A 20,932-nucleotide genomic window follows, 5' to 3' on the forward strand; every position below is an offset into this window, starting at 1 on the left:
ATGCAAACTATTTGACCCTGTCCGAGCCTTGTGACAGCCTCTGACACGTCAATAACAAAGCGTGGAAGCACACAATAATGACTGAACAACCTCAGGCCATGACGGCCAAATATCGCCAGGATTACCAGGCTCCCCTCTATTGGTGTGACAGCCTGGATCTCGATTTTCAGCTGCAAGAGCCCCTGACCCGGGTCACCGCCATCTCCCGTTTGCGTCGCAGCTGCGATCACAACGAACCCCTGGTGCTGGACGGCGAGGGGCTTGACCTTGTCAGCGTCAGTGTGGATGGCATGCCCTATCAGCAATACGAGCAGGGAGAGAGCAGCCTGACCCTGTTCAACCTGCCGGCCGAGTGCGTGCTGACCGTGGTCACCGACATCGATCCCGCCGCCAACACGGCGCTGGAGGGGCTCTACAAATCCGGCGATGCCTATTGCACCCAGTGCGAGGCCGAGGGCTTTCGTCGTATCACCTATTACATGGACAGGCCGGACATCCTGGCCCGTTACAGTACCCGCATCACCGCCGACAAGGCCAAGTACCCCTATCTGCTCTCCAACGGCAACAAGGTCGCGAGCGGCGATCTGGACGACGGTCGCCACTTCGTGCAGTGGCAGGATCCCTTCCCCAAACCGAGTTACCTGTTTGCCCTGGTGGCCGGTGACTTCGATGTGGAACGCAACCACTTCATTACCAAAAGCGGCCGTCAGGTGGCGCTCGAGATCTTCGTGGACAAGGGCAACCTGGACCGCGCCGGTTTCGCCATGGAGAGCCTCATCAACTCCATGCGCTGGGACGAGCAGCGTTTCGGCCTCGAGTATGACCTCGACATCTACATGATCGTGGCGGTGGACTTCTTCAACATGGGAGCCATGGAGAACAAGGGGCTCAACATCTTCAACTCCAAGTTCGTGCTGGCCAACCCGGCCACTGCCACCGATGCGGACTACCACGGCATCGAGCGGGTGATCGGCCACGAATACTTCCACAACTGGACCGGCAACCGCGTCACCTGCCGCGACTGGTTCCAGTTAAGCCTCAAAGAGGGGCTGACGGTGTTCCGGGATCAGGAGTTCTCCTCCGATCTGGGGTCGCGCGGCGTCAACCGGATCAACAACGTGCGCACCGTGCGCGGTCCGCAGTTTGCCGAAGATGCCGGCCCCATGGCCCACCCCATCCGCCCGGATGTGGTGATCGAGATGAACAACTTCTACACCCTGACCGTCTACGAGAAGGGCTCTGAAGTGATCCGAATGATGCACACCCTGCTGGGGGAGGACGCCTTCCAGGCGGGCATGCGACTCTACTTCGAGCGTCACGACGGCTCTGCCGCCACCTGCGACGACTTCGTGCAGGCGATGGAGGATGCCTCCGGGGTGGATCTCGCTCGCTTCCGCCGCTGGTACAGCCAGTCCGGCACCCCCGAGCTCACCGTGACCGACGAGTACGATGCCGAAAGTGGTGTCTATCGTCTGCACGTGAGCCAGCACACGCCGCCGACCCAGGATCAGCCACAAAAGCTGCCGCTGCATATCCCCCTCGACATCGAGCTCTACGATGCACAGGGTGCCGTCATCCCGCTGCAATACCAGGGCAAGGCCATCGGCAATGTGCTGGACGTGCTGGAAGCACAGCAGACTTTCGAATTCGACCAGGTGCCGGTCAGACCGGTACCCTCCCTGCTGCGGGACTTCTCCGCCCCGGTCAAGCTGCACTATGACTACAGCGACGAGGCCCTGGCCTTCCTGATGCGCCATGCCCGCAACGAGTTTGCCCGCTGGGATGCGGCGCAGATGCTGATCAACAAGGCGGTGATCGACGGGGTGGCGCGGGTCCAGCACGGGCAGAGGGTTGAACTCTCCCACACCCTGCTGGCGGCCTTTGTCGCCATTCTGGACGAGGCTGCACTGGATCCCGCCCTCAAGGCAGAGATCCTGGCCCTGCCGGGAGAGGCGACCCTGGCCGAGTTGTTCGAGGTGGCCGATATCGACGCCATCCACCAGGTGCGCAACGGGATCCAGACCGCATTGGCCCACGCCTTCGGCGACCGCCTGCTGGCGTGCTACGAGAGCCTGCGTCTGCCGGCTTATCAGGTGGTCCATGCCGACATGGCTAAGCGGGCCCTCAAGGGTGTGGTGCTGGGTTATCTGGCGGTGCTGGATGCCGCGAAGGCAGATACTCTGGTGCGCGAGCAGTACGGGGCTGCCGACAACATGACCGACACCCTGGCGGCGCTCCAGGTGGCCAACAGCCATCTGCTGCCGTGCCGCGCCGCGCTCTTGGCCGACTTCGAAGGCAAATGGGCCCATGATGGCCTGGTACTGGACAACTGGCTGCGGTTGGTGGGGGCCAAGCCGGCCAAGGATGTGCTCGATGACGTGAAGCAGGCGATGGCGCACCCGACCTTCAGCATCCGCAACCCGAACCGGCTGCGGGCGCTCATCGGCAGCTTCGCCATGAACAACCAGGTGCAGTTCCACGCTGCCGATGGCAGCGGCTATCGCTTCCTGACCGATCTCTTGATCGAGCTCAACGAGGTCAATCCCCAGGTGGCGTCCCGCCTCATCACCCCGCTTATCCAGTTCAAGCGGCTCGATGAGGGGCGCAAGGCGCTGGTTCGCGCCGAGCTGACCCGCCTGGCCAACCTGGACGGGCTGGCGCGGGATCTGTTCGAGAAGGTGAGCAAGGCGCTGGCACAGTAAGCGTCACGACGGCGGGCAGGGGAGTCTGGCTCTCCTGCCCGTTTTTCATGGATGACCAGGAGGTGACATGAGGCAATACACTTTTCGGCTCTCCCTTGGCCGCGACGAGATCATGTTGATGTACCAGGGGCAGGTGAACCGCCTGGTGGTACGTACCGAGCAGGGTCTGACCCTGGAGCTGGGGTTGGAGAAAATCCGGCGTTTTGTGTCGGAGAGCGGCGTTCACGGCTACTTTCAACTGAAAACCCAGGATGATCATCGCTTCATTTCCCTGGAACGCATAAATTAACAAAACTTGAACATCAATCCGGGTAAATATCTGCTTTAAGTCACTATCTATCCGGTAAATGGCGCGGCATACAGTGCGATTTTCTGAATTTTGCCAACTTGGCAAAATTTATCACAACCCAAGCCGTGATCTGCCCCTTGTTTTTAACATCCCGTTATCACCTTTGCTCGCCTTCCTTGATCCAAGCCATTACACTTCGCTGCAACTCTGTACCGGCGCGCATCCTGGGTGGATGTCGCCGTGTCTGTGATGTCGTCCGATAAGGAAACTAGCAATGGCATTGAAAGACGCCCCTACCTCCGTTCTGCTCGAAAACGTTCTCAGTCTGATCCACCAGAAATTGCCGAAAAACAGTGCCTCCTTGGTCGAATGTTTCGTTTCCAAGTTCTACGGCAACATGGCCAGCACTGATCTGCATGACCGCAATGACAGCGATCTCTATGGCGCCGCCCTCAGTCTGTGGAATGCCCTCAACCACCGTACCGGCATCGATCCCTATATCCGGGTCTACAACCCCGAGCTGACCCGCCACGGATGGCAGTCTCCCCATACCATCGTCGAGATCATCCTGCAGGATTCCCCCTTCCTGGTGGACTCCATCCGCATGGCGCTCAAGCGTCTCAATATCACCGCCCACATGATGCTGCACCAGCCGCTGCACCTGATCCGCGGCGAAGGCGGCAAGATTGGCGCCATCCTGGATCTGGACAACACCGCAGAGCAGACCTCGGTGGAAACCGCCTTCCTCATCGAAATCGATCACCTGACCGGTGAAGAGGAGATGGACGCCCTGACTGCCGAGCTCAACTCGGTGGCGCGGGAAGTGGCCTTGGCGGTGGGAGACTGGCAGCCCATGCTGACGCGCCTGAACGAGATCATCGAGGAGCTGCCCAAACGCAAGAACCCGGTCAGCCAGGCCGAGGTGGACTCCTGCGTCGCCTTCCTCAAATGGGTGGCCGCCCACAACTTCACCCTGATGGGTTATCGTCGCTACGACGTCAAGGCGGTGGAGGGGGATCACGAGATCCTGCCGCAGCCCGAGTCCAGCCTGGGGCTGATGAAGAACTCCATCAAGGACGAAGGCCAGCGCCTCGGCACCATGCCCGCCAGCGCCCGTCACGCTGCCCTCAGTTCCGACTTGCTGATCCTCACCAAGTCCAACAGCAAGTCCCGGGTGCATCGTCCGGCCTATGTGGACTACATCGGCATCAAGCGTTTCGACGAGCACGGCAAGGTGGTGGGAGAGGATCGCTTCATCGGCCTGTATGCCTCCTCCATCTACAACACCAGTGCGACCCAGATCCCCCTCATCAGCCACCGCCTCGAGCGCATCATGGCTGCCTCCGGCTTTGAATCGGGCTCCCATGCCTACAAGGCGCTGCTGAACGTGCTGGAAACCTACCCGCGCGACGAGCTGATCCAGGCCCGTGAAGAGGAGCTGCTGGCCACCGGTCTCGGGGTGCTGGAGATGCAGGAGCGGGACATGCTGCGCCTGTTCGTGCGCCGCGACGTCTACGGCCGCTTCTTCTCCTGCATGGTCTATGTCACCAAGGAGCGCTACAACACGGCGCTGCGGGTCAAGACCCAGCAGATTTTGCAGAAATATTTTGGCAGCAGCATCGATGTGGAGTTCAACGTCTACTTCACCGAGGGTGTGCTGGCACGGACCCACTACATAGTGCGGGTCAACAACAACAACGTGGATGTGGATGTGAACGAAGTACAGAACAACCTGATTGAAGCGGCCCGCAGCTGGGATGACCGCCTGGATTCCGTGCTGCTTTCCCACTATGGCGAGGCCCGCGGCAACGAGCTGCGCCGCCGTTTCAGCACCGCCTTCCCCCGCGCCTACAAGGAAGATGTGCTGCCGGGCTCTGCCGTCGCGGACATCATGGCCCTAGATGGATTGAGCGAGGCCGAGCCGCTTGGCATGCTGTTCTACCGCGCCCAGGAGGAGGAGAACGATCGCCGGGTACGCCTCAAGCTGTTCCACCGAAGCGAACCCATCCACCTCTCCGACGTCCTGCCCATGCTGGAAAACATGGGACTGCGCGTCATCGGCGAGACCCCGTATCAGGTACGGACCCCCACCGGCGAGGTGTTCTGGATCCTCGATTTCTCCATGCTGCTGCGCGGTGAGCAACCGTTCGATCTGGAGCAGAGCCAGCAGCGCTTCCAGCAGGCCTTCGCCGCCATCTGGAACAAGACCCTGGAAGATGACGGCTTCAACCGTCTGGTACTGGGGGCCGGCCTCACCGGTCGTCAGGTATCCGTGCTGCGGGCCTATGCCAAATACATGCGCCAGACCGGCGTCTCCTTCAGCCAGTCCTATATCGAGGAGACCCTGACCCGTTATCCGGATATCGCAGAGCTGCTGTTCACTCTGTTCGAACAGCGCCTGGATCCGGCCATCAAGCAGGATGCCAAGGTGCAGGCCAAGTTGCACGAGGAGCTTGCGGCCAAGCTGGATCAGGTCGCCAACCTGGATGACGATCGCATCATTCGCCGCTATGTAGAGATGATCGACGCCACCCTGCGCACCAACTACTACCAGCTGGACAAAGCGGGCAACATCAAGCCCTACATCTCCTTCAAGCTGGCCCCCTCCAGCATCACCGATATGCCGCTGCCGCTGCCGAAGTTCGAGATCTTCGTCTACTCCCCGCGAGTGGAAGGGGTACACCTGCGCTGGGGCAAGGTGGCCCGTGGCGGCCTGCGCTGGTCCGATCGCAAGGAGGACTTCCGCACCGAGGTGCTGGGTCTGGTGAAAGCCCAGCAGGTGAAGAACACCGTCATCGTGCCGGTGGGTGCCAAGGGCGGTTTCTACTGCAAGCAGATGCCGGCAGGCGCCCCCCGTGCCGTCATTCAGGAGGAGGGCAAAGCCTGCTACCGTCTGTTCATCCGCGGCCTGCTCGACGTGACCGACAACATCATCGGCGGCGAGGTGATCCCGCCAAAATCCGTGGTGCGTCACGACGAGGATGACTACTACCTGGTCGTGGCGGCCGACAAGGGCACCGCCACCTTCTCCGACATCGCCAACGAGATAAGCCTCGAATACGGCCACTGGCTCGGCGATGCGTTCGCCTCCGGCGGCTCGGTGGGCTATGACCACAAGAAGATGGGCATCACCGCCCGCGGCGCCTGGGAATCGGTCAAGCGCCACTTCCGTGAGATAGGCATCAACTGCCAGACCACCGACTTCACCTGCGTGGGGATAGGTGACATGGCCGGCGACGTGTTCGGCAACGGCATGCTGCTCTCCGAGCACATCCAGCTGGTGGGCGCCTTCAACCACATGCACATCTTCGTCGACCCGACCCCGGATGCGGCCAGGAGCTTCGTCGAGCGCAAGCGCCTGTTCGAGCTGCCGGGCTCGAGCTGGGATGACTACAACCGTGAGCTCATCTCCAAGGGGGGCGGCATCTTCCTGCGCTCTGCCAAGTCCATCAAGCTGAGCCCGGAAATGCAGACCCTGCTCGGCACCGACAAGAGCGGCATGGCCCCGAACGAGCTGATCAAGGCGCTGCTCTGCCTGAACGTCGACCTGCTCTGGAACGGCGGCATCGGCACCTATGTGAAGAGCGCCCGCGAGAGCGACGCCGACGTCGGGGATCGCAGCAACGACGTGCTGCGGGTCAACGGGCGTGACCTGCGTGCCCGCATCGTGGGCGAGGGTGGCAACCTTGGCTTCACCCAGCTTGGTCGGGTGGAGTACGCGAGCCAGGGTGGTCGCATCAACACCGACTTCACCGACAACGTGGGCGGGGTGGATTGCTCCGACAACGAGGTCAACATCAAGATCCTGCTCAACCAATTGGTGGCCGCCGGGGATCTGACCCTCAAGCAGCGCAACCAGATGCTCTACGAGATGACGGATGCGGTGGCCCAGGTGGTCATCACCAACGCCTACCGCCAGTCGCAATCCATCTCGGTGACCGCCTTCCGTGGTGCCGAGCAGTTGAAAGAGCAGCAGCGTTTCATTCAGGGGCTGGAGCGGGAAGGCAAGCTGGACCGTGCGCTCGAGTTCCTCCCCTCCGACGAGGAGCTCTCCGAGCGGATGGCGGCAGGGCAGGGGCTGACCCGACCCGAGCTCGCCGTGCTGGTGGCCTACGGCAAGATGGTGCTCAAAGAGCAGCTCAATTGCCCGGAAGTGACCGAGGAGCCCTTCCTCGCCAACATGCTGGTCACCAGCTTCCCGACCCAGTTGCAGCAGCAATTTGGCGCGGCCCTGGCCCAGCACCCGCTGCGAGGCGAGATCATCGCGACCCGGGTGGCCAACATGCTGGTCAACGACATGGGGCTCAACTTCGCCAGCCGGATGAAGGACGAGACCGGTGCCTCGGTGGCGGAAGTGGCCTGCTGCTTCGCCATGGCCCGGGAAGTGTTCGGCCTCGGCGCCCTGTGGCGTGACATCGAAGGGTGTGACAACGGGGTGGATGCCCAGACTCAGCTCGAGCTGATGTTCTACAGCCGCCGCATCGTGCGCCGCGCCACCCGTTGGTTCCTGCGCGCCCGCAACCGCAGCTGGAGCATCGGCGAGAACATCGCCTTCTTCCGCCCGGCCTTCGAGACCCTGAGTCAGCACCTTTATGAGGTAATGGACGAGAGCGAAGTGGCCGAACACAGCCAGGCTGTCGCCGCCCTGATGGAGAAACAGGTGCCGGAGGCCATCGCCCGTCGCGTGGCCCACATGAGCAGCCTCTTCTCCTGCCTGGATCTGGCGCAGATTGCCGCGGAGCACAAGACCGACATCCTGCGGGTTGCCAACGTCTACTATCGCCTGGGCGCCAAGCTGGATCTGCACTGGTTCCTCGAGCAGATCAACCATCAGCCGGTGGGCAACCACTGGCAGGCGATGGCGCGGGCTTCCTTCCGCGAAGATCTGGACTGGCAGCAACGCAGCCTCACCTCCGTGGTACTGGAAGGGTGCAAAGAGCAGGGGGAATGCGCTACCATACTGGCCGACTGGATTTCGGAGCATGAGCAACTCTTGTCCCGTTGGACCCACATGTTGGCCGACTTCAAGACCACGAGCACGCACGAGTTCGCCAAGTTCTCGGTGGCCTTGCGAGAGTTGAACCTGCTCCAGTTGAATTGCCGAACCTCGGCATAACCCCAAAAGCCCCGGCCAGTTGCCGGGGCTTTTTTTAAGGAGCAAGCATGCTGTACCCACTCGCCAGGCATTTCCTGTTCAAACTCAATCCGGAGCAGGCTCACGATCTCTCCATCAAATATTTGCCCCGCCTTCTCGGTACCCCGCTTGATTGTTTCTTCCGCCACTCTCTGCCCAAACGCCCCGTCACCGTCATGGGGCTTAATTTTGCCAATCCGGTGGGGTTGGCCGCCGGTCTGGATAAAGACGGGGAGTGCATCGATGCCTTCGGCGCCATGGGGTTCGGTTTCATCGAGGTCGGTACCGTGACCCCCAGACCCCAGAGCGGCAATGACAAGCCTCGTCTCTTCCGGGTGATCCCGGCCGAGGGGATCATCAATCGCATGGGATTCAACAACAAGGGAGTCGATCACCTGGTGGCCAAGGTGAAAGAGGCCAAATATCAGGGGGTGATCGGCATCAATATCGGCAAGAACAAGGACACCCCCATCGAGCAGGGCAAGGATGATTACCTTCTCTGCATGGACAAGGTGTATGACCACGCCGGTTATATTGCGGTCAATATTTCCTCACCAAACACCCCGGGTCTGCGTCAATTGCAATATGGCGATGCACTGGATGAACTGCTGGCCGCATTGAAACAGCGCCAACAGGAGCTGGCCGAGAAATATAAAAAGTATGTGCCGCTGGCCGTGAAAATTGCCCCGGATCTGTCACTCGATGAAATAGATCAGGTAGCCGCCTCTTTGATCAAGAATCGTATTGACGGTGTCATCGCCACCAATACCACTCTGGAGCGGGAGATGATATATGACATGCCCCATGCCGCAGAGGCCGGCGGGCTTAGCGGTCGTCCGCTCCAGCACAAGAGCACCGAGGTGATCCGCCACCTGGCCAAGGCCCTCGACGGCGCCCTGCCCATTATCGGTGTGGGTGGTATCGACAGCGCCATGGCGGCTCGGGAAAAACTGGCGGCGGGTGCCAGTCTTGTCCAGATTTACAGCGGCTTTATTTATAAAGGGCCGAGTCTGGTCAAAGAGATCGTTACCCATATTTAAAAAATAACCGGTTGCCCTTATTTAACGTTGCTCAAATTCTCGACATGGAATAAAGTCGAGGGACGGCTTAGATAAGGGCACCACCATGTGTATTCAACCCAATGACAATTGGCAGTGGCATTATGACGCTCAGGATGATCGCCTGATGCTGGATTTGTCCGATCGCATGATATTTGCCACCGAATATAAAGGTCGACAACTTGTTCCCTGTTCTTTCACCACCCAGCCTTTTTGTGTGGATGATGCCGCCCTCTATTACCAGTTGATGGACAAGGCCGCTGAACTCGACTGGAGTACGCCCCACCAGGTCCAGCTGGTCCTCAATGCCATCGCCGTCAGCCGTTTTTATAAACCCCTGATGCCGCAAAGCTGGTTCTTTCATGAACAGCAGGCTCATGTTATTCCGGAGATGGGATCCCTGGTGTGGATGGATACGCCCCACGGTAGGGGGGAATTCATGGTCATCGAAGCTGGCGATCAGGCGAGCGTTTGCCTGAACCTGACCGACGAACTGGTGCTGACCAACAGCAAGATGCTGCCGCGCTTTGCCGTGATCAAGGTGATGAATAACCGGATGCAAGCCAGAGTCCGGGCACCGACACAATATCGGGAAGTGGGCTGACGACGGGGCCGTTATATGGCGACGAATAAGTCCGTTATAGGCCTGCTATATTGGTCTGATATTTAAGCGCTCAGTCTCTCTCTTGTCCCATTATTTGTATTTTCTCCTTCGTCGGGTCGTCACGACCGTTTTCTGCCCGGTCCGGGCAAGATTTTCGAATTCTTTACGAATGTGATGGTAGACAGCTGCCAGCCAGGGGAGGGATCCTGTCGCCCGCAAGGGGGAGGGGAGAGTTTGCCGCGCCTCTTGCCGTTTATATGGCGCCTTTGTCCAAGGTTCGAGTGCCGAGCGCGGGCCGATAAGGTATAATGCGGCACTATTTTTATGGCATCCCCGTGAGCGTGATGAAAGAATTTTTTGCAACCTGCCCCAAGGGGCTGGAAAACCTGCTGGCCGTCGAGCTGACCAATCTGGGTGCGGAGCAGGTCCGTGAGACCGTGGCCGGCGTCCACTTCAAGGGCGAACTGGCCATCGGTTACAAGGCCTGTCTGTGGAGCCGCTTTGCCTCCCGAATCGTGCTGGTGCTCTCCGAGTTCCAGATGAACGATGATCTGGACCTCTACCTCGGGGCCCATACCATTCCCTGGGAAGAGCACTTCTCCGGTACCGCCACCATCGCGGTGGACTTTACCGGTACCAACGCCTCCATTCGCAATACCCAGTACGGCGCCCTGAAGATCAAGGACGCCATCGTCGATCGCTTCACCAAGCGCGGTCACGTGCGCCCGGATGTGGACAAGAAGTCTCCGGACATTCGCATCATGGCGCACCTTGGCAAAGGCAAGGCCAATATCACGCTGGACTTGTCAGGCCCGGCGCTGCACCAGCGCTTCTATCGCCAGGGCACCGGCGAGGCGCCCCTCAAAGAGAACCTGGCGGCGGCCATGATTGCCCGCAGCGGCTGGGCCGGCGAGCCCATGATGGACCCCATGTGCGGCTCCGGTACCCTGCTGATTGAGGCGGCCTTCATCGCCGCCGACATGGCGCCTGCGCTGCGCCGTGAGCGCTTCGGTTTCGATCGCTGGCTGCAACACGATGGTGAACTGTGGCAGAGTCTGATGATGGAAGCCCAGGTGCGTGCCAAGCGCGGCATGCAACGCTGCGAGGTGAAACTGTTCGGTTGCGATGCGGATACCCGGGTCCTGATGAAGGCCCGTGACAACGCCAAAGCCGCCGGCGTGGCCCATCTCATCACCTTCAAGCAGGCCGATGTCACCAAGCTGGAAAACCCGCTGCCGATGCCGGCTGTGGAAGGGGAGAGCCGTCAGGTCGGCATGCTCATCTCCAACCCGCCCTATGGCGAGCGTCTTGGGGAGTTCCCGGCGTTGCTGGAAGTGCATCAGGCCCTTGGCGATGCCCTGCGCCGCGGCTTCCAGGGGTGGAAGGTCACCATTCTCTCCGCTTCTCCCGAACTCCTGAGCTGCCTGCGCCTGCGTGCCGACAAGCAGTATCGCCTGTTCAACGGCGCCCTCGAGTGTCAACTGCGCAACTACCAGATCGCCCTCGATGCCGTCGCTTCCCAGAAAGAGGTGGCCCAGGACTTTGCCAACCGTCTGCGCAAGAATCTGAAGACCCTCGAGAAATGGGCGAGCAAGGAGAACCTCGATTGCTACCGCCTCTATGACGCGGACTTGCCGGAGTACAACGCCGCCATCGACCGCTATCAGGATTATCTGGTGGTACAGGAGTACGCTGCGCCCAAGGACATTCCCGCCCAGAAGACCCGCCAGCGTCTGCTGGACATGGTGCAGGCCGCCATCAAGGTGACTGGCATGGACGGCGAGAAGGTGATCCTGAAGGTGCGCGAGCGCCAGGAAGGCAAACAGCAGTACCAGAAGCTCTCCGAAGAGCAGCACCGGATGGCGGTGCAGGAGTACGGTGCACGCCTCTGGGTCAACCTCTACGACTATCTGGACACCGGCCTCTTCCTCGACCATCGCCAGACCCGCCGCATGCTGGGCCAGATGGCTCGGGGCAAGCGCTTCCTGAACCTGTTCGCCTACACCGGCAGTGCCACCGTGCACGCGGGGCTCGGCGGCGCCCGCGAAACCACCACGGTGGACATGTCGCGCACCTACCTCAACTGGGCCCAGGACAACATGCGCCTCAACTCGCTGGTGGGCCGCGAGCACAAGTTCGTGCAGGCGGACTGCCTGAAGTGGCTCTCCGAGGCGGACGAACAGTACGACCTCATCTTCATCGATCCGCCCACCTTCTCCAACTCCAAGCGGATGGACGAGAGCTTCGACGTGCAGCGGGATCACCTGCTGTTGATGCAGCACCTCAAGCGCCTGCTCGCGGCGGACGGCACCCTGGTCTTCTCCAACAACAAGCGCCACTTCAAGATGGACTTGGCCGGCCTTGACGCCATCGGTCTCAAGGCGCAGAACATCACGAACAAGACCCGGCCCAAGGACTTCGAGCGCAACCAGCATATCCACAACTGCTGGATCATCACCCACGCCGAGGCACAAGGCTGATGCTGACCCTGTTTCACACCGACGGCTGCCACCTGTGCGAACAGGCGTGGGCGCTGGTGGAACAGGCCGGGATGGCCGCGCAGACCCGCCGTTGCGACATCCTGGAGGAGGAGGCCTGGCTCGAGGCTTACCGGGTGCGCATCCCGGTGCTGCAAGACAGTGCCGGCCGGGAGCTGGGCTGGCCTTTCACCCTGGGAGAGCTGCAAGGCTGGCTGGCACAGGGGTGAGCAGGATTTGACGACAAAACGGGGGCAGACTCACGCTGCCGCCCGTTTTTTCATAAGCAACAAGGAACAAACATGGCTCTTTTGACATTGCACGGCGCGTCCCTGTCGTTCAGTGATTTTCCGCTGCTCGACCATGCCGAGCTCACCATAGAGCGGGGCGAGCGCCTCTGTCTGGTGGGTCGCAACGGGGCGGGCAAGTCTACCCTGATGAAGGTGATTGCCAGCGAACTGCCGCTGGACGACGGCCGTCTGGTGTTGCAACAAGATTTGAAAGTGACCCGCCTCGAGCAGGATCCGCCCGCCTCGAGCGAGATCACCGTGTTCGATTACGCCGCAGAAGGGCTGGCTGGGGTAGGGGAGCTGCTCAAGCAGTACCACCATGTCTCCCACGCCCTGGCGCACGACCCTTCCGATGCCAACATTCGCACCATGAGCCAGTTGCAGGAGCAGCTCGACTATCAGAACGGCTGGCAGTACGAGACCCGCATCAATCAGGTGCTGACCCTGCTCGATCTCGACCCTGATGTGACGCTCGACAGTCTGTCTGGCGGCTGGCTGCGCAAGGTGGCTCTGGCCCGCGCCCTGGCGTGTGACCCGGATCTGTTGCTGCTGGACGAGCCGACCAACCACCTGGACATCGATGCCATCAACTGGCTGGAAGAGTTCCTCAAGGACTTTCGCGGCGCCATCGTCTTCATCTCCCACGACCGGGAGTTCATCCACAAGCTGGCGACCCGGATCATCGATCTCGATCGCGGCGTGATCACCTCCTGGCCCGGCAACTACGACGAATATCTGCAAGGCAAGGAGGAGTGGCTGCGGGTCGAGGAACTGAAAAACGCCGAGTTCGACCGCAAGCTGGCCCAGGAAGAGGTATGGGTGCGCCAGGGGATCAAGGCGCGTCGTACCCGCAACGAGGGACGGGTGCGGGCTCTCAAGGCGATGCGCATGGAGCGCACCCAGCGTCGGGAGCTGCAGGGCAAGGCCAAGCTGCAACTGGACGAGGCAGGCCGCTCCGGCAAGCTGGTGTTCGAGACCGAGGGGCTGGGGCTGGACTTTGGTGATCGCACCCTGTTCCAGGGACTGGATCTGCAGGTGCTGCGCGGGGACAAGATTGCTCTGGTGGGCCCCAACGGCTGCGGCAAGTCGACCCTGATCAAGCTGCTGATGGGCCAGCTCGAGGCGAGCCGTGGCTCGGTGCGCCAGGGGACCAACCTGGAAGTGGCCTACTTCGATCAATACCGTGAGCAGCTCGATCCCGAGAAGACGGTGGTGGACAACGTGGGGGAGGGCAAGCAGGAGGTGATGGTTCGCGGCCGCTCCCGTCACATCCTCGGCTATCTGCAGGACTTCCTGTTCGAGCCCAAGCGGGCGCGCACCCCGGTCAAGGCCTTGTCAGGGGGCGAGAAAAACCGTCTACTGTTGGCCAAACTCTTCCTCAAGCCCAGTAACTTGTTGATTCTGGATGAACCAACCAACGACCTGGATGTCGAAACGCTGGAATTGCTGGAAGAGCTGCTCACCGATTACCCGGGGACCCTGCTGCTGGTCAGCCACGATCGCCGTTTCATCGACAATACCGTGACCGGCTGCTGGCTGTTTGAAGGGGATGGACGGATCAGCGATTATGTCGGGGGCTACGCCGACATGATGGTCACACGAGCCCTGCAGGCCGCCCAACAGACGGCCAAGGCGACCCAGATCAAGGTGGCAGAGCCTGTCGCGTCGGCAGCGGAGCCTGCGAAAAAAACACGAAAACTCTCTTACAAGTTGCAACTGGAGCTGGATAATCTGCCAGCCCGGCTGGAACAGTTGGAAATGGAACTCGATGCCCTGCAGGCCGAGATTAACCACCCCGGTTTCTTCTCTCTGCCAGCAGAGCAGACCCAGCCCAAACTGGATGCATTGAATGCGGCAGAGGCCGCATTGGAACACGCCTTCTCCCGTTGGGAGGAGTTGGAAGCGTTGAAACATCAAGACTAAGGAAGTAGATGAAAAAGCAATTATCCATGCTGGCCATCCTGGTCGGCGCCAGCCTCAACGCGCAGGCGGCACAAAGCTCCTTTTTCACCATCGTCGATGACGAAGTCAAAGGCTATGCCAGCGGGATCAGCGGCGATGCCAACGGCCTCATCGGGCTCAACACCAAGAACAACATGGCGGAATACTTCTCCACCGTGCGGTTTGCCGACTTCCTGGTCGATCGTTTCCGTTTCGAGCAGGGTTGCATGCTCTCCAACTCGGTCTGCAACTCCTTCTGGAGCGATAACTCGGGCTTTGCCTACCAGTGGCGTCGCGACTTCCTGGACAAGGTGGATCAACGCAGCAACCTGGGCTATGTGACCAGCTCCGAGGTCGATGGCCTGGTGACGGCCCTCGGGGATGTCCCGGAGGATCGGGTCGGTTACAAGATGAATGGCAAGCTGCGCACCGCCTTTGCCGTGGTCAATGACGGCAACCCGGTCGAGCTCAAGGATGCGGCCAGCACCCACGGCCTGAGCGTACCCACCTCCATCAAGAAGCTGGACAACGGTCAGTATCTGGTGACCGGTACCGCGGCCAGCGACAAGTATCGCCACAAGGTGGGCGGTGACTTCTACAAGTGGTGTTTCGAGACGGGCAATGACAGCCAGTACGGTGACTTCCGCTACTGCCCCGGGGTCGATACCCAGGCGAGCTTCTGGCTGCTCAACAGCTCGGGCGGGTTCAACAAGCTGATGCAGGCCGGTACCTATGGCCATCAGCGTGACGAGGTGCTGCAAACCGCCTCTGCACTGGGCGTGGCCAAGTACAACGGCACCCTCTACGGCGTGGGCTACAGCTCCACCGGCGAGGTGGGCACCGGTGATCTGGATGGTCGCAACCTCGCCAGCTACTGGACCCTGGATACGGCTGCCGGCACCGTGGGCACCACCAAGATCATCCCGCTGCCGGATGGCGAGCCTGGCAAGGACGATGCCAAGCTGCAACACAGCTGGGCCGTGGCCGTCAACGACAACGGCTACGTGATCGGCAACCAGCGCTATCGCATCAACAAGGGACAGAACCGCCCGGTGGAGATGTTCCTGTTCAACCTGAGCAAGCCGGGTACGGCGGCCAGCCTTCCTCTCCAGGACAAGCCGGTCTCGGGGGCAGGCTCGGAAGCGGCCGCCATCAACGATCACAACATGGTGGTTGGCTGGCGCGACTCCCGTCACCAGACCCAACCGGTGGTCAATGGCACCAACCGCATGCAGGAAGCCTTCCTGCTGAACGCGGCCGCCCCGGCCAACAGCTGGTATCTGAACGATCTCATCTGTGGCAAGGATGACGCCGGCAACAAGCAGTGTGCCCAGAACGGCAAGTACTATCACATCGCTTACGCCAGCGGCATCAGCAGCGACGGCACCATTGCCGCGACGGCGTATCGCTATGACAGCGAGAGCGACCTCAACAAACGCGCCAACGCCACCGTTGTCGCCGTCAAACTGACGCCGGCCGTGGCGGATTATCAGGGCAATGCCCCGGCCAGCTATGTGGTCAGCAATGCGCCGGTCAACAACCAGACCGGTCAGGATGGTGGCGAGGGCGGTGGCGGCAGCCTGTTCTGGTTGACTCTGCTGGCGCTGCCCTTTGCCTGGCTGCGTCGCTATCAGCGATAAATAAGTGTCATCAAAAATTAATGCAGTTCAGTATCTTGTGTCACAACCCCTGAATAGCATGGAATTTTTTGTTTGACCCTGCCCCCCCCCTGGGGTAAAGATGAAGGCGACCGGTGAAAAACTGGTCGCTTTTTTTGTTCCACGAAGAGGGTCGTAGATGATGAAGAGACAGAAACGGGACCGTCTGGAGAGAGCTCGCGCTCGTGGTTATCAGGCTGGCGTAGTCGGCAAACAGAAAGAAGCGTGTCCGTACCAGTGCCTGGATGCCAGGGGCCATTGGCTTGGTGGTTGGCGCGATGCCATGGAAGGGCGAGGCTCAGGCCTCTTCATGAAGTAACCGATACTTCATCACTCATTACAAAAGGAAAGGGGCCATCGTGGCCCCTTTACGTTGTCTCTGCTCACCCAGGAGCAGGATCAGAATGCGGTGGTGTCTTTGAACAGGCCCACTTTCAGATCGGTGGCGCTGTAGATGGGGCGACCATCCACTTCCACGACGCCATCGGCAATGCCCATGACCAGTTTGCGGTTGATGACGCGCTTGAAGGTGATTTTGTAGGTGACCTTCTTGGCCGTCGGCAGGATCTGGCCGGTGAACTTGACTTCACCGACACCCAGCGCACGTCCCTTGCCAGGGCCCCCTTTCCAGCCCAGGAAGAAGCCGACCAGTTGCCACATGGCATCCAGGCCCAGGCAGCCGGGCATGACGGGATCGCCGGGGAAGTGGCAGTCGAAGAACCAGAGATCCGGCGTGATATCGAGTTCAGCCAGGATTTCACCCTTGCCGTGCTCGCCGCCATGGTCGTTGATCTTGACGATGCGATCCATCATCAGCATGTTGGGGGCGGGCAGCTGGCTGTTACCTTCACCAAATAATTCGCCACGGCTGCAGGCAAGCAGCTCTTCACGGGTAAAGGACTCTTTGCCTTGTTCGCACAGGGAGAGGCGGGGATCAGTGGTGTCGTTATCTAGGGTCACGCTGTTTATCCTTCATATGGGTCAAAGCCGGGCCAATTTAGCTTACAGATGTTCGCCAAACAACTCCGATCACTTCATTTAACGGCCAAGCAGCCGGTCCAGCAGGCTGCGCAGCAGGCCGCCACTCTTTGTTGCCGTGCCATTGAGTTCGTCCAGTCTCTCCTGGATGCGGCCAAACAGGGTATCCGGCATGTCCGGTTCGCCAGCGACGCAGCCGGTGAGCAGCTCGATTGCCTCTTCCACGTGATCCACCGGGTGGATGTGGAACTGGCCGGCCTCTACTGCCGCGATCACTTCATCAGAAAGGTTGAGCTGCTGGGCGTTGGTGCCTGGCAGCAGAATGCCTTGCTTGCCGGTGAGACCGTGGATCTTGCACACCCGGAAGAAACCCTCAATCTTCTCGTTCACGCCGCCAACGGCCTGCACATTGCCGAACTGGTCGACCGCACCGGTCACGGCGAAGTGCTGATAGATGGGCTGGCGGGCGAGGGCGGAGAGCAGGGCACACAGGCCGGTCAGGGAGGCGCTGTCACCATCGATCTCGTGGTATGACTGCTCGAACACCAGGTTGGCCGAGAGCGGCGAGGGGTTCTCTGCGCCGAACTTGTTGGAGAGGTAGCCGTGGATGATCATCATGGCTTTGGCGTGAATGTGCCCGGCGAGCTCCGCCTTGCGCTCGATGTCAGCCACATCGCCATCCCCGAGGTGGACGGTCGCGGTGAGGCGTACCGGCTCCCCGAAGTCATAGGGATGGCCGGCCACCTGGATGACGGAAAGGCCGTTGATCTGGCCAACCTCTTCACCGTCGGTCTGCAGCAGGATCTGGCCGTCGATAACACCCTGATCCGATTGCTCCACCAGATAGTTGAGGCGGTAATCCTGCTCTTCCAGGGCGAGCAGGATATGTTCGTCAGTGACGCAGGTCGCTTCCAGCTCGCGGGCCAGGCTGTCGGCCATGCGCATGATGGCGCCGAGCTGTACCTCGGAGAGGGATAGCCACTCCTGGTGGTCACACAGGCGGCTGGCATGGCGACAGAGGGCGAGGAGGGCACTTGGCGTGAAATCCAGCAGCGCCCAGCGCGCTCGCAGCCAGGCGAGATATTGCAGGAAGGCGGGGAGATCTTCCTCGATGTTCACTTCGGAGACCAGATCGGCACGCAGGAAGATGCGCTCCGCCATGTCCCTGTCCAGCATCTGGAATTCCGCCACGTCCAGCCTGTCACCGACCAGGATCAACTTGAACCGGATGGGGGTCGCTTCCGGGGTGAAGAACGGCGTCAGCGTCTTGCCTTCCTGATAGGCATTCCAGTCCAGCTCGCCTTTTTGCATGGCGTTCTTGAGCTTGAACCAGAGATGAGGCTGATCCAGCAGCTCATCGAGCTGAAGTATCAGGTAACCACCGTTGGCTTCCCGCAGCAGACCAGGTTCCAAAAGGTGCTGGTTGGCGTAAACGGAGCCTTGTTCCGTCTGATAGTTGATGGAGCCGAACAAGGTATCCCAGTTCAGGTCACGGCCGTAGACGACAGGGGCTTGCTGATCCTCATGATGGATCAGCAGGTTGATGAGCACCGGGTGCTGGAACTCGAGGCCCTGGGCGACATGGGCGGCCAGATCGGAGAGGAAATCCACGATCTTGGGGTCGTTGTTCTGTTTGCGGATGATCCGGGTGACCAGCCGCTCGGCGTCGAGATGGTGGCTCATCAGCTTGAGCAGCTCACCGACCATTTCGCAGAACTCGAAACCCGAGCCCGGTTGCAGGCGCAGCCAGATGGGCTTGAAAGGGTTGTTGAGATTCTCGGTATAACAGAGATCGAACAGGTCGCCATCCTTTCCATTCGAAGAGGCGATCAGGGTCTGGCAGACATTCTCGTAATCTGCACCGGGGAAACCATTGAGGATCATGACCGGGCAGTCACCATCAAAACTGGCCAGCCGTTTGATACCCGAAATCGCTCTGGGTTGCAGGGCGGCAAACGGAATGGGGTCGAGTTCGCCCAGTGTGGGGAACTGCTCAATCGAGAAAGCGGGTTTTAATTGTTCTGATGTTAATTCAGCCACTTAAGACATCCGGTCGGGGATAGGATCAATTGCCACCATTATACACAGTTCGGTTGAGGGTGACAGAATACCAAGATGTTTCATTTAACATAATATACATTATGCGCAGTGTCGTATTTTATGAGTCCCAGGGCATGGTCAATCAAGGATTGTCTTTAGGTCCCGCGTCTTGGTTATGAGTGCAGTTTTATTGTTCACCACTGGTTATCAATCATATGTTCGGTTCTGGTCGAGCAAGTGGTCCAGCGGCTTGCGGCTGGCACTCTCGTGACGTTCCCGGTTGCCGGTATGCAGGTACTTGGAGGTGGTGTCGATGCTGTCATGTCCCGCATCGGCTTGTACGTGGGATAAAGGCCGGCCGTGCAGATTGATGTCATGGGTGATACCGGTGTGGCGAATGGAGTGCGGCGTCAGGGTTCGCATTTCAGCGGCATCCTGATCAAAACAGTCTTGTTCGGCAAGGCTTGCGGCCTGTTCAAATACCGCCATTACCAGGTCTCGTAGCTGGCGGATACCCAGATTGGCATTGAGTTCGCCTTGTTCGCGGCCATGGGCCGCCGCCTTGTGGCGTACGAACAGCGGGGTCTGCTCTCCGGGGGCCGGCAGTGGCGAAAGTCCAAGAAAGGTACGATAGCGAGCCAGGGCTTCGAGCAGAGCCTGAGAAACGGCCACGGTGCGACGTTTACCGCCTTTGCTGCGGGGAATGTCATAACCCCAGACGCCCGTTTTGGCGTCACGTCGAAACTGGCCCATGACTGGGCTGAAACCCGGCCTGGCCGCCACCTCGGAAATCCGCAGATAACAGGCATACATCAGACAGATGAGAAAGCGGCTGCGCTCATGTTGTGCCGGGCATTCGGCAGCGAGCTGTTCGGCGGCTTGCATCACATAGGACCATTGCAGTTCGGTGAAGGATTGCGCGTCTTCACCAGCCTCCTGGGGACCCGCACGTTTAACCCGCTGCAGCAGGAGAGCCGGATTGCGATCCATGTACTCCTCCTGGATGAGAAACTGGAAGAAGGCGGACAAAATGGCGAGTTTTGTCTTCATCGCCTGCTTACTCAGTCGATACGGCAGCTCCCGGCCCAGTTCCCGCTTGCCAAGAAACGGACGCCACAGGGGGTTTGGCAACCGCTCCCCCCACTCCTTGTCGAGCACGAACTGGGCGACGTTGCGATAGGCAATCAGTCCGGACGGTGGCGCCTGGCAATAGTCGAGATAGCGCATCATGATGCGCCTGGTGAGATCCCTGGGGCTGATGGCCACCTCGCAAAAACACCAGTGCAAAAAAGTGGTCAGCTCACTGCGATAGGTCTTGTAGTTGTTTTCGCTGTGGCGCTGCTCCAGCAGCCAGTCGACGGCCAGCTCATACACGATCCCCGCGTCGGGGACCTTGCCAAGACTCAGGGTGGCGAGGTACTGGTTGACCTGGGGATTGCCCGCTTCAAGGTGGTCCACGCTATCGAACAGTGGCATGGCGGGTGGAAGTGCTGGATGAATCATGATGGTGTGTGATGTCGGTTGAATGTTTTGAACGGGGCCGCAACCCCCTGATGCCGATAAATGGGGTTATCGGCATCAGGGCTTGCAGTGCGCCTTGGGGGCAACGACCTGAGGCATCTTGCTGTGATACCCCATGATCACGAGCAATCGGCATATTCAATGAATATGCAGTGTGGTTGGAAAATTCTCGGGGAAAATAGTCGCGACAATGACTTAAGTTGCACTTTTCATGAATGAGAGAGCGGCTTCTGCCTCACA

13 protein-coding genes are annotated in these 20,932 nt (G+C 60.0%); 10 read left to right on the forward strand and 3 right to left on the reverse strand.

Translation table 11 applies throughout. From position 1 onward, the window contains the following. The first annotated feature begins 77 nt into the window (after positions 1–77). The 10 genes from pepN to rmf all read left to right on the forward strand — a co-directional run bounded on the left by pepN (position 78) and on the right by rmf (position 16,472). Positions 78–2,702 (forward strand): aminopeptidase N, encoded by a 2,625-nt coding sequence (gene pepN, locus AB5Y53_RS09115; RefSeq protein WP_368181731.1) that lies wholly within the window; start codon positions 78–80, stop codon positions 2,700–2,702. Positions 2,703–2,769: 67 nt separating this feature from the next. Beyond that, positions 2,770–2,991 carry a DUF2835 family protein gene (locus AB5Y53_RS09120; protein WP_368181732.1) on the forward strand — a complete coding sequence of 74 codons (222 nt, stop codon included), beginning with the start codon at positions 2,770–2,772 and terminating at the stop codon, positions 2,989–2,991. 274 nt (positions 2,992–3,265) lie between these two features. Further along, positions 3,266–8,107: an NAD-glutamate dehydrogenase gene (locus AB5Y53_RS09125; RefSeq protein WP_368181734.1), complete on the forward strand. Its 4,842-nt coding sequence runs from the start codon at positions 3,266–3,268 to the stop codon at positions 8,105–8,107. A gap of 47 nt (positions 8,108–8,154) precedes the next feature. Continuing rightward, positions 8,155–9,165, forward strand: coding sequence for a quinone-dependent dihydroorotate dehydrogenase (gene pyrD, locus AB5Y53_RS09130; RefSeq protein ID WP_039040791.1), 1,011 nt, complete (start codon positions 8,155–8,157; stop codon positions 9,163–9,165). 85 nt (positions 9,166–9,250) lie between these two features. Beyond that, on the forward strand, positions 9,251–9,787 hold the full coding sequence (locus AB5Y53_RS09135; RefSeq protein ID WP_368181735.1) for a cell division protein ZapC: 537 nt from the start codon (positions 9,251–9,253) through the stop codon (positions 9,785–9,787). A gap of 308 nt (positions 9,788–10,095) precedes the next feature. Continuing rightward, the gene (gene rlmKL / locus AB5Y53_RS09140; protein ID WP_368181737.1) at positions 10,096–12,267 is read left to right on the forward strand and encodes a bifunctional 23S rRNA (guanine(2069)-N(7))-methyltransferase RlmK/23S rRNA (guanine(2445)-N(2))-methyltransferase RlmL; all 2,172 of its coding nucleotides are present in this window, start codon (positions 10,096–10,098) and stop codon (positions 12,265–12,267) included. Further along, positions 12,267–12,494, forward strand: coding sequence for a glutaredoxin family protein (locus AB5Y53_RS09145; RefSeq protein ID WP_039040794.1), 228 nt, complete (start codon positions 12,267–12,269; stop codon positions 12,492–12,494). Before rlmKL ends, AB5Y53_RS09145 begins: the two co-directional genes overlap by 1 nt. Before the next feature lie 72 nt (positions 12,495–12,566). Beyond that, a complete protein-coding gene (locus AB5Y53_RS09150) occupies positions 12,567–14,477 on the forward strand; it encodes an ABC transporter ATP-binding protein (RefSeq protein ID WP_368181740.1) in 1,911 nt (636 codons plus the stop codon). Positions 14,478–14,485: 8 nt separating this feature from the next. After that, positions 14,486–16,135, forward strand: a complete 1,650-nt coding sequence (locus AB5Y53_RS09155) for a DUF3466 family protein (RefSeq protein WP_045524876.1) — start codon at positions 14,486–14,488, stop codon at positions 16,133–16,135. Positions 16,136–16,295: 160 nt separating this feature from the next. Then, a complete protein-coding gene (rmf, locus tag AB5Y53_RS09160; protein WP_010674759.1) occupies positions 16,296–16,472 on the forward strand; it encodes a ribosome modulation factor in 177 nt (58 codons plus the stop codon). 80 nt (positions 16,473–16,552) lie between these two features. Here rmf and fabA read toward each other — a convergent pair whose 3' ends face one another. The 3 genes from fabA to AB5Y53_RS09175 all read right to left on the reverse strand — a co-directional run bounded on the left by fabA (position 16,553) and on the right by AB5Y53_RS09175 (position 20,647). Further along, positions 16,553–17,113 carry a 3-hydroxyacyl-[acyl-carrier-protein] dehydratase FabA gene (gene fabA, locus AB5Y53_RS09165; protein WP_010674758.1) on the reverse strand — a complete coding sequence of 187 codons (561 nt, stop codon included), beginning with the start codon at positions 17,111–17,113 and terminating at the stop codon, positions 16,553–16,555. A 78-nt stretch (positions 17,114–17,191) separates the two neighbouring features. Next, complete coding sequence (locus tag AB5Y53_RS09170) at positions 17,192–19,171, reverse strand: Lon protease family protein (protein WP_045524875.1); 1,980 nt, start codon at positions 19,169–19,171, stop codon at positions 17,192–17,194. A gap of 207 nt (positions 19,172–19,378) precedes the next feature. Next, positions 19,379–20,647 carry a tyrosine-type recombinase/integrase gene (locus AB5Y53_RS09175; RefSeq protein ID WP_368181743.1) on the reverse strand — a complete coding sequence of 423 codons (1,269 nt, stop codon included), beginning with the start codon at positions 20,645–20,647 and terminating at the stop codon, positions 19,379–19,381. Positions 20,648–20,932 lie beyond the last annotated feature (285 nt).

This window comes from Aeromonas sp. R7-5, from assembly GCF_040908015.1.
Lineage (GTDB): Bacteria > Pseudomonadota > Gammaproteobacteria > Enterobacterales > Aeromonadaceae > Aeromonas > Aeromonas caviae.

What these genes read in the sequence shown, in the direction of transcription:
- pepN (WP_368181731.1), top strand. Translation starts at nt 78, where the DNA reads ATGACTGAACAACCTCAGGCCATGACGGCCAAATATCGCCAGGATTAC.
- AB5Y53_RS09120 (WP_368181732.1), top strand. Translation starts at nt 2,770, where the DNA reads ATGAGGCAATACACTTTTCGGCTCTCCCTTGGCCGCGACGAGATCATG.
- AB5Y53_RS09125 (WP_368181734.1), top strand. Translation starts at nt 3,266, where the DNA reads ATGGCATTGAAAGACGCCCCTACCTCCGTTCTGCTCGAAAACGTTCTC.
- pyrD (WP_039040791.1), top strand. Translation starts at nt 8,155, where the DNA reads ATGCTGTACCCACTCGCCAGGCATTTCCTGTTCAAACTCAATCCGGAG.
- AB5Y53_RS09135 (WP_368181735.1), top strand. Translation starts at nt 9,251, where the DNA reads ATGTGTATTCAACCCAATGACAATTGGCAGTGGCATTATGACGCTCAG.
- rlmKL (WP_368181737.1), top strand. Translation starts at nt 10,096, where the DNA reads ATGCGGCACTATTTTTATGGCATCCCCGTGAGCGTGATGAAAGAATTT.
- AB5Y53_RS09145 (WP_039040794.1), top strand. Translation starts at nt 12,267, where the DNA reads ATGCTGACCCTGTTTCACACCGACGGCTGCCACCTGTGCGAACAGGCG.
- AB5Y53_RS09150 (WP_368181740.1), top strand. Translation starts at nt 12,567, where the DNA reads ATGGCTCTTTTGACATTGCACGGCGCGTCCCTGTCGTTCAGTGATTTT.
- AB5Y53_RS09155 (WP_045524876.1), top strand. Translation starts at nt 14,486, where the DNA reads ATGAAAAAGCAATTATCCATGCTGGCCATCCTGGTCGGCGCCAGCCTC.
- rmf (WP_010674759.1), top strand. Translation starts at nt 16,296, where the DNA reads ATGAAGAGACAGAAACGGGACCGTCTGGAGAGAGCTCGCGCTCGTGGT.
- AB5Y53_RS09175 (WP_368181743.1), bottom strand. Translation starts at nt 20,647, where the DNA reads ATGCCACTGTTCGATAGCGTGGACCACCTTGAAGCGGGCAATCCCCAG.